The following is an 8674-nucleotide window of genomic DNA, read 5'->3' as shown; positions in this document are numbered from 1 at the left end:
GTCGGGTGGCTGCCGAGGGTACGACGCTGCCGAAGGGGACCACCCGGCTTGGTCTGGGCCTGCGGCTCCGTGACGCTTCCCGTGCCTCCAACGCTTCCGGGGCTTCCGGCGCGGGTTCTTCGGAGGTGATCGCAGACGTCGCGGTGACTCTGGAGGACCGGTACGGGGTGCCGTACCGGGTCACCGTCGGCGCACTCCCCGCCGACGGCCGGGCGCACACCCTCACCCTGGACCTCGAGCGGGTCGCGGCGGCCCCGGCCGAGCCGCTGACGCTCATCGGGATGCAGCTGGACATGACCCAGCCGGTCGGAAGGGCGGAGCAACACCGGTTCTCCGTCGATGAGTTGACGGCCACGGGAGCCGACGGCCAGAAGCGCACGCTCCCGCAGCCCGCCTCCTGGGAGGCGAAGTCCCGGGCCGACAGCACCACGGTGGACCCCGAGGGTGACGCGGCCCCGACCCGTGCGCGCGTGGAGTCCTCCCGACCGCTGACGGTTGGCTACGGCACCGGCTATGTGCCCCGCGAAGTCGCCTGGCAGCCCTTCCCATTCACGGTCCGGCTGCAGGTCGCCCAGACCGCCACACCGGAGATCGCGGCTCTGGCGACCGACCGTTTCCTTGAGTCGGCGGGCGCGCGCACCGGGCAACGGGTGGATGTGCCGTTCGACGGTTCGACCGTGCCGGTGCGGATCGTGGGGAGCGTACGGGCACTGCCGACGACCGAGGACGCGTCGTCCACCAGTGGTGGCGCGCTGCTGGTCGATCTGCGGTCCGTGAACCGGGTGCTGGAGGCGCGGTACGGCGAGAGCGTCACGCCCACCGAGTGGTGGCTGCGGGCCGAGCCGGGCAGTGCGGCGCGGGTGGCGGCGCAGTTGCGGGAGCGGCCCGACATCGAGCCGTCGCAGGTCGTCGTGCGTGACGAGGTCGCGGAGGGCCTGCGCGACGATCCCTTCGGGGCGGGGCCTCAGTCGGCGTTCGCGGCGGCGGCCGCGGTCGCCGCAGCGCTGGCCGCGGTCGGTTTCGCGGTGAGCACGGCGGGTTCGCTGCGGGAACGCGGCACCGAGTTCGCGATCCTCCGCGCCCTGGGCGCCCCTCGCCGCCAGCTGGCCCGGCTGATCGCCGCCGAGCAGGGCGTTCTGGTCGCCCTCGCGCTGGTGGTGGGCGTGGCCCTCGGGGCGGTGCTGACCCGGGCGGTGATCCCGCTGATCGTTCTCACCCCACGGGCCACGCAGCCGGTGCCGCAGGTGCTGGTGGAGCTCCCGCCGGGTCAGGTGGCGGTCCTGCTGACGGCGGTCGTCGTCATGCCGCTGCTGGTCACGGCGGTACTGGCGTTGCGCCGGCAGGATCCGGCGAGTTCGCTGCGCTACCCGGGGGGTGATTGAGGTGCCCACACCTCGTGACTCGGTCGGACCTCATGACAAGGCCGCGCCTCGTGACACCGCCGCACCTCATGGCAAGTCCGCACCTCGCAACACGGTCGCACCTCATGACAAGACCGCACCTCGCCACACGGTCGCCCCCTGGACCCGTACCCGCCTGCGCGCCGCCCCCGGTGCCGCCGTCGCCCTCGCCCTGCTCGTCGCGCTGACCGCCTCGCTGGCCGCCGTCTTCCCTCGCGCGGTCGACCGTTACGAGGACGAGGGTCTGCGTCACGCGGTCGAGGAGGCGACGGCCCAGTCGAGCTCCGTACAGCTGTCCGCGCCGCCGCCCTGGTCCGAAATCCCGCAGGGGGAACGGGAGTCGGCCCTGCTCCCGGACACGCTGGGCAAGCAGTACGCGCAGCTGCTGGACGTGGTCCGGGCACCTCTCGTCCCCGATCGTGAGCAGTCCACGTACGGCGTCCGCAACGCCCAACCGCTCGAGGCGCCCGAGCCCTGGCTGCCGCGGCCGAGCGGGCTGCCCGCGCAGATGTCGCTCGCCGCGCCGAACGGCCTCGCCGACCACTCCCGGCTGCGGGAGGGACGCCTCCCGCGCACCGACGGCACGGTGACCGCCGCGACGGCCGAGGTGGAGGCGGCGGTCACCACGGAGACCGCGGCGAAGCTGCGGATCAAGGCGGGTTCGGTGATCCACGTACCCGGCGTGGAACGCGCCCCGCTGGCCGTCCGGATCACGGGCATCGTCGCCCCGCGCGATCCGGAGGGCGCGTACTGGACGACCCAGCCGCTGCTGCGCCGCCCCTCCCTCTCCCGGGTCCCGGGCTCGATCGGCAACGAGCAGACGTACTGGCTGGGCGCCCTGCTGCTGGCCCCGGAAGCGGCCCCCGCCCTCCTCGGCACGCCCGGAAACCCGGTGCGCTACTGGCAGCTCGCCCCCGACCCCGCCAGCCTGACCGCACGCGATCTGTCCCGGCTCAGCAGCGCCGTCGCCGCGCTCGAATCCGGCCCCGACCTGCTGAAGGTCCGTGCGTTCACCGACCCGGAGGTCGATGCGAGCACCGGCCTCGACGACGTCCTCACCTCGTACGCCGAGCTCCGCTCCGGCATCTCCCCCCTCGTCGCCGTCGCCGTCTTCGGCACCGGCACCGTCGCGGCGATCGTCCTGCTCATGGCCGGTGGCCTCGCCGCCGACCGCCGCCGCGCCGAACTCGCCCTGATCCGCGCCCGCGGCGGTTCCCTGCGGGGCGTCATGGGGCGGCTGCTCGCCGAGACGGCCGTGGTCGCGGTTCCGGCGGGCGCGCTCGGCCTGACGGCCGCCCTGCTCGCCGTCCCGTACGGCCGCCTCTCGTACGCCGTGACAGCCGCCGCCGCGGTCACCTTGCTCGCCTGCGCCGTGCTCCCGCTGCGCGCCGCGACCGCCCACCGTGCCGTACGCGTCCACGGCGCCCGTGAGGACCTGACGTCCGTACGTCCCTCCCGCCGCCGTACGGTCGCCGAGCTCACCCTGCTCGTCCTGGCGTCGGCCGCGGTGTTCACCCTGCGGCAGCGCGGGGCGGCGTCCGGCGATCAACTGGTGGCGCTGGCCCCGGTGTTGATCGGCGTCATCGCCGCTCTCGTACTGGTCCGGGTCTACCCGCTCCCGCTGCGCCACCTGGCCCGTCCCGCGGCCCGGCTGCGCGGTGCGGTCGGCCATCTTTCGCTGGCGCGCGCGGGCCGCACCTCCGTCTCCACGGTGCTGCCGCTGCTCGCGCTGCTGACCGCGCTGACCACGGCCGCGTTCGGGGGTTCCGTGCTGGCGGGCGTCACGGACGCGCGGGACCGGGCGGCGCTGCTCACCCTCGGCGCGGACGCCCGCGTCGAAGCCATCGGTCCGCTGCCCGCCGACCTGCCCGAGGAGGTCCGCTCGACGTCCGGCGCGGACGAGGTCACGGCGCTGAGCATCGCGTATCAGGCGAAACCGGAGGGCGGTCCTGTGACGGTGCCGCTCGCGGGGGTGGAGCCGGAGGAGTACGCGAGGCTGGCCGGGCGGACAGGCCTCGGGGCGTTCCCCGGCGGCGAGTTGAGCCGCTCGGGGCAGCGGGTGCTTCCCGCCCTCGCCTCTCCTTCCGTCGCCGACCGCTACGGCACCCGCCCCCTCCCCGTACGCCTGGAGGACGGCAGCGAGGTCACCGTCCGCATCGTTCTCGTACGGGAGCTGACGCCGGCCGTGTCCGGCACCGAGTTCCTGGTCGTGGACCGCTCCGGTCTCAGCGCCGAGGCCGCGCGCCCGTCCACCCTGCTGCTGACCGGCGACCATCTCGACGCGGGCACGCTGCACAAGGCCGAGGACGCCGGCACGGACGTACGACTGCGGTCCGAGGAACGGGCGCGGTACGTGGACTCCCCTCTCCAGTCCGGCGCCGAGCGCGTCTACACGGCGGCGGTCGCGGCGGGCGCCGGATACGCCGTACTCGCGCTGCTGCTCGCCCTGGTCCGGGCCGCTCCGGAACGCGCCGCCCTGCTGGCCCGGCTGCGCACCATGGGCCTCACCCGTAGCCAGGGCCGCCGGCTGCTCGTACTGGAAGCGCTGCCGGGTGCCCTCCTCGCGGCGGCGGGCGGCGCCCTGACCGGCTGGGCGGCTGTCCGCCTCCTGGCGCCCGGCGTCGACCTGACCACGATCGCGCTCGCCACCCCCGGCGGCGGGTCCGCAGCGGGCACCGCCCCGCTGCGGACCGACCCGGCGTCCCTGTTGCTCCCCGCACTGGCCGTGCTCCTCCTCGCGACGGGCATCGCGGCGGCTCAGGCGTGGTGGACGGGGCGGAAGGGGTCGGTCACCGAACTCCGCGCGGGGGATGCCCGATGACGGCTACGGCTATGGCTACGACCACGACCGCAGGAGTCGCCCGATGACGGCCACGATCAAGATGGCAGGAGTCGCCCGATGACGGCTACGAACCCGACCTTCGCCGACCTGGCCCAGCGCGCCGCCGATCGCCGTGACCGGCCCGCCTACGGCCATGACGCGCTGATCACCTGTGACCGGCTGGTCCGTGTCTTCTCCACGGACGGTGTGGAGGTGCAGGCGCTCCAGGGACTCGATCTGCTGGTCCGGGAGGGCGAGTTGATGGCCCTGGTGGGGGCGTCCGGCAGCGGCAAGTCGACCCTGATGAACATCCTGGCCGGCCTCGACACCCCCACGGCGGGCGCGGCCCGGGTCGCCGATCACGACCTGCTGACCATGAACGCGAAGGACCGCCTCCGCTACCGTCGCGAGACCGTCGGCTTCGTCTGGCAGCAGACCGCCCGCAACCTTCTCCCCTACCTGACCGCCGCCCAGAACGTCGCCCTGCCCATGCAGCTGCGCGGCACCCGCAACGGCACTCGCGGTCGCCGGGCGAAGGCCGAACGCGCCCTGGAACTCCTGGAGTTGCTCGGCATCGCCGACTGCCGGGCGCGCCATCCGCACCAGTTGTCCGGCGGTCAACAGCAGCGCGTCGCCATCGCCGTGGCCCTGGCCAACTCCCCCGCCGTCCTCCTCGCCGACGAACCCACCGGCGAGCTCGACTCCCACACCGCGGAGCAGATCTTCGCCGCCTTCCGCACGGCGAACGAGCACCTCGGCACCACCATCGTCATCGTCACCCATGACCAGGCGGTCGCCGGCGAGGTCCGCCGCACGGTCGCCATCCGCGACGGCCGCACCTCCACGGAGGTGCTGCGCCGCACCGAGGTCGATGCGGCGACCGGGTACGAGAGGGTGGTGGCCCGGGAGTACGCGATGCTCGACCGGGCGGGGCGGCTTCAGCTTCCCGCCGAGTACACCGAAGCTCTCGGGATGCGCGACCGGGTCGCCCTCGAGCTGGAGCCCGATCACATCGCCGTCCGGCCCGACGACAGCGGGGGCGCTTCGCTGGAGGAGCGGTGATGAACCTGCGGGCCCGGTGGGGGCTGGTTGGGCCCGCACGGCGGAGCCGCACATTGATACAGCCCCGCGCCCCTGAATGGGCGCCCCGAGCCGCCAATCTCCCTCGCGCAAGCGGCGATCAGCGCGGGCGATCAGCGGACGCTTACGTCCAAGGCCCCGAGCCCCGCCCTGCGTACCGCGATCGACCCGTACGGCGTCCGCAGCCTGAGCCACGCGCCCGAGGAGAGCAGTGCCAGGGCGGGCTCTTCCGGTGTGGCGGGGCGGGACGGCCGCAGGAAGCCCAGTGACTGTGCCGCGTGCGCGGCCCTCACCGGGAGTTCGGTGTCGGCGATCGGGCGGGACCAGATCTCCCTCCCGATCCGGTCCAGCTCCGTGCGGGTGCGCCGCTCGGGCGCCAACTCCCCCGTACGGGAACGGAATTCGGTGACCGCCGAGGCGACCATCGCCCGCACCGTGTCCAGCGTGGGCAGTCCCGGCTCCGGTCGCCAGCCGCTGCGCGGTGGCAGTACGCCGGCCCAGGGTGGGCCGGTGACGGCGGTGGGCACGAGTGCCGTGGCCGCCGGCTCGTCGATGGACTCCAGGAGTTCGCCGGCCGAGACGGTCACGTCGAGCGAGGCGTCGAGACCGTTCTCGTACGGCTTGGCCAGTCGCGCCGTACGGATGGCGAGGACCTCGAACGACGGGGGTCGGCCGAACACCGCGAGCGCCGTCCCCGACCCCTGCAACCGCACGGCTGCCGCCCGGTCGTAGTGGATCAGCCGGGCAAGGAAGGCGGCGAGGTCCGCCGCCTCCCCGGCGTCGGCGAGGTGCAGTGCCGTCATGCGGCGACGGCCTCCGAGGGGTCTTCGTCGTCTTCTGTGGAGTCCGTGTACTCCTCGAGGAAGGCGCGCTCCTCGGCGGTGATACGGCGCGGTCGCTGCGCCTCGAAGTCGAACGGCACGATCACCGTCGAGGCCCGGACATACACCTGCTCCGGGTCCTTGACCTCGTACGTGATGGTGAACGACGCCGCGCGGATCTCCGTGACCCACAGCTCGATGTCCACCGGTGTGTGCCGGTGGACGAGCTGCTGCTTGTAGTCGATCTCATGGCGTGCCACCACGGACCCCTGCTGGAAATCCTTGTCCGGGCGGAACAGGAAGTCGATACGGGCTTCCTCCAGATAGCGGAGGAAGACCACGTTGTTGATGTGGCCGTACGCGTCCATGTCCGCCCAGCGCAGCGGGCAGCGGTAGATGTGCCGCAAGATCAGCCCCGGGTCAGCTTCTTGTAGGTGGCGCGGTGCGGACGCGCGGCGTCCGGGCCGAGCCGCTCGATCTTGTTCTTCTCGTACGACTCGAAGTTGCCCTCGAACCAGAACCACCTGGAGTCGCCCTCGTAGGCGAGGATGTGCGTCGCCACGCGGTCGAGGAACCAGCGGTCGTGGGAGACGACCACGGCGCAGCCGGGGAACTCCAGCAGAGCGTTCTCGAGGCTGGACAGCGTCTCGACGTCCAGGTCGTTGGTCGGTTCGTCGAGGAGCAGCAGGTTGCCGCCCAGCTTGAGGGTGAGCGCGAGGTTGAGGCGGTTGCGCTCACCACCGGAGAGCACGCCGGCCGGCTTCTGCTGGTCGGGGCCCTTGAAGCCGAAGGCGGAGACGTACGCGCGGGACGGCATCTCGACCTGGCCGACGTTGATGTAGTCCAGCTCGTCGGAGACGACGGCCCACAGCGTCTTCTTGGGGTCGATGTTCGCGCGGGTCTGGTCGACGTAGCTGATCTTGACGGTGTCGCCGACCTTGATGGCACCGGAGTCCGGATTCTCCAGGCCCTGGATCATCTTGAACAGCGTGGTCTTGCCGGCGCCGTTCGGACCGATGATGCCGACGATGCCGTTGCGCGGCAGCGTGAAGGACAGGTCGTCGATGAGGAGCTTCTCGCCGAAACCCTTGGTGAGGTTCTCGACCTCGACGACGACATTGCCCAGGCGCGGGCCCGGCGGGATCTGGATCTCCTCGAAGTCCAGCTTCCGCATCTTGTCCGCCTCGGCCGCCATCTCCTCGTAACGGGCAAGGCGCGCCTTGGACTTGGCCTGCCGCCCCTTGGCGTTGGAGCGGACCCACTCGAGCTCTTCCTTCAGACGCTTCTGCCGCTTGGCGTCCTTCGCGCCCTCGACCTTGAGACGGGCCTGCTTGGTCTCCAGGTACTGCGAGTAGTTGCCCTCGTAGCCGTGCAGGCGGCCGCGGTCGACCTCGCAGATCCATCCGGCGACGTTGTCGAGGAAGTACCGGTCGTGGGTGACGGCGACGACGGTGCCCGGGTACTTGGCGAGGTGCTGCTCCAGCCAGTTCACGGACTCGGCGTCGAGGTGGTTGGTGGGCTCGTCGAGGAGCAGCAGGTCGGGCTGCTCGAGCAGCAGCTTGCAGAGCGCGACGCGGCGCTTCTCACCACCGGAGAGGGTGGTGACGGGCCAGTCACCGGGCGGGCAGCCGAGCGCGTCCATGGCCTGCTCGAGCTGGGCGTCGAGGTCCCACGCGTTGGCGTGGTCGAGCTCCTCCTGGAGCTTGCCCATCTCTTCGAGGAGCGCGTCGGAGTAGTCGGTCGCCATCTGCTCGGCGATCTCGTTGAACCGGTCGAGCTTGCCCTTGATCGAGGCGACACCCTCCTGGACGTTCTCCAGGACGGTCTTGTCCTCGTTCAGCGGGGGCTCCTGCAGGAGGATGCCGACGGTGTAACCGGGCGACAGGAACGCGTCACCGTTCGACGGCTGCTCAAGGCCGGCCATGATCTTGAGGACGGTCGACTTACCGGCACCGTTCGGGCCGAGGACACCGATCTTCGCGCCGGGCAGGAAGCTCAGGGTGACGTCGTCGAGAATCACCTTGTCGCCGTGCGCCTTGCGCGCCTTGCGCATGGTGTAAATGTACTCAGCCAAGAGAAACCGTCCGGACGCTTGAAATCGGCAGTGGGCAGATACACCCCATCTTGCCCGACGGCTACCCCTGGGGGGAAACCCGTATCTCAGAGGGGCCCTGACCTGCACTTTCACTGCCGGACCTGATCACGGGCGAGTGCAGCGGCCCGTCGGGTCGGCGGCCGGCGGGCGGCACTGGAGGGCGAAGTCCGCGGCGTTCTTGCTCAGGTAGCGGCCCATGCAGGTGTTCGCGCTGGTGCGGCCTCGGTCTCGGCAGAAGTTCAGGGCGGCTCGGCCGTTGGCGAAGGGGCCCGGGGCGTAGATGACCCAGAAGCCGGGGCGCAGGGAGGCGAAGTTGTCGCTGCGGACGTAGACGGCTTCGGGGACGGTCTGGCGGATCTTGGCGAGCCGTTGGTCTCTGGCGGCCGTGCCCGCGCTGACGGGCTCGGAGAAGAGCTGGGCGATCCAGCGGTCGCCCTTGTTGGGGGCGGCGGGTGGG

At 72.0% G+C, this 8674-nt stretch carries 6 protein-coding genes and 1 pseudogene; 3 read left to right on the top strand and 4 right to left on the bottom strand.

The features are described from left to right. The 3 genes from G6048_RS44775 to G6048_RS44765 all read left to right on the top strand — a co-directional run. The coding region (locus G6048_RS44775) for an FtsX-like permease family protein (RefSeq protein ID WP_165345367.1) at positions 1-1382 on the top strand (1382 nt) is incomplete at its 5' end. 154 nt (positions 1383-1536) lie between these two features. After that, entirely contained in the window at positions 1537-4221 is a 2685-nt protein-coding gene (locus G6048_RS44770) for an FtsX-like permease family protein (protein WP_165345368.1), read from the top strand. A 78-nt stretch (positions 4222-4299) separates the two neighbouring features. Next, positions 4300-5283 (top strand): ATP-binding cassette domain-containing protein, encoded by a 984-nt coding sequence (locus G6048_RS44765; RefSeq protein WP_165345366.1) that lies wholly within the window; start codon positions 4300-4302, stop codon positions 5281-5283. Between the two features lie 131 nt (positions 5284-5414). On the opposite strand, the gene G6048_RS44760 is transcribed toward G6048_RS44765, so the two are convergent. The 4 genes and pseudogenes from G6048_RS44760 to G6048_RS44745 all read right to left on the bottom strand — a co-directional run. Continuing rightward, positions 5415-6104, bottom strand: coding sequence for a hypothetical protein (locus G6048_RS44760; protein WP_165345365.1), 690 nt, complete (start codon positions 6102-6104; stop codon positions 5415-5417). Next, positions 6101-6529 (bottom strand): acyl-CoA thioesterase, encoded by a 429-nt coding sequence (locus G6048_RS44755; protein ID WP_165345364.1) that lies wholly within the window; start codon positions 6527-6529, stop codon positions 6101-6103. The genes G6048_RS44760 and G6048_RS44755 overlap by 4 nt, the downstream gene beginning before the upstream one ends. Positions 6530-6531: 2 nt before the next feature. Further along, positions 6532-8196 (bottom strand): energy-dependent translational throttle protein EttA, encoded by a 1665-nt coding sequence (ettA, locus tag G6048_RS44750; RefSeq protein WP_165345363.1) that lies wholly within the window; start codon positions 8194-8196, stop codon positions 6532-6534. Positions 8197-8322: 126 nt separating this feature from the next. Then, positions 8323-8674, bottom strand: a pseudogene (locus G6048_RS44745) (serine/threonine protein kinase); the annotation flags it as partial.

The organism is Streptomyces ureilyticus, assembly GCF_011045025.1.
In the GTDB taxonomy this organism is placed as follows: Bacteria; Actinomycetota; Actinomycetes; order Streptomycetales; family Streptomycetaceae; genus Streptomyces; species Streptomyces ureilyticus.
This window is presented reverse-complemented; position numbering and strand designations above follow the sequence as displayed.

Coding starts and splice junctions, on each gene's coding strand:
- G6048_RS44765 (WP_165345366.1), top strand. CDS start 4,300: ATGACGGCTACGAACCCGACCTTCGCCGACCTGGCCCAGCGCGCCGCC.
- G6048_RS44760 (WP_165345365.1), bottom strand. CDS start 6,104: ATGACGGCACTGCACCTCGCCGACGCCGGGGAGGCGGCGGACCTCGCC.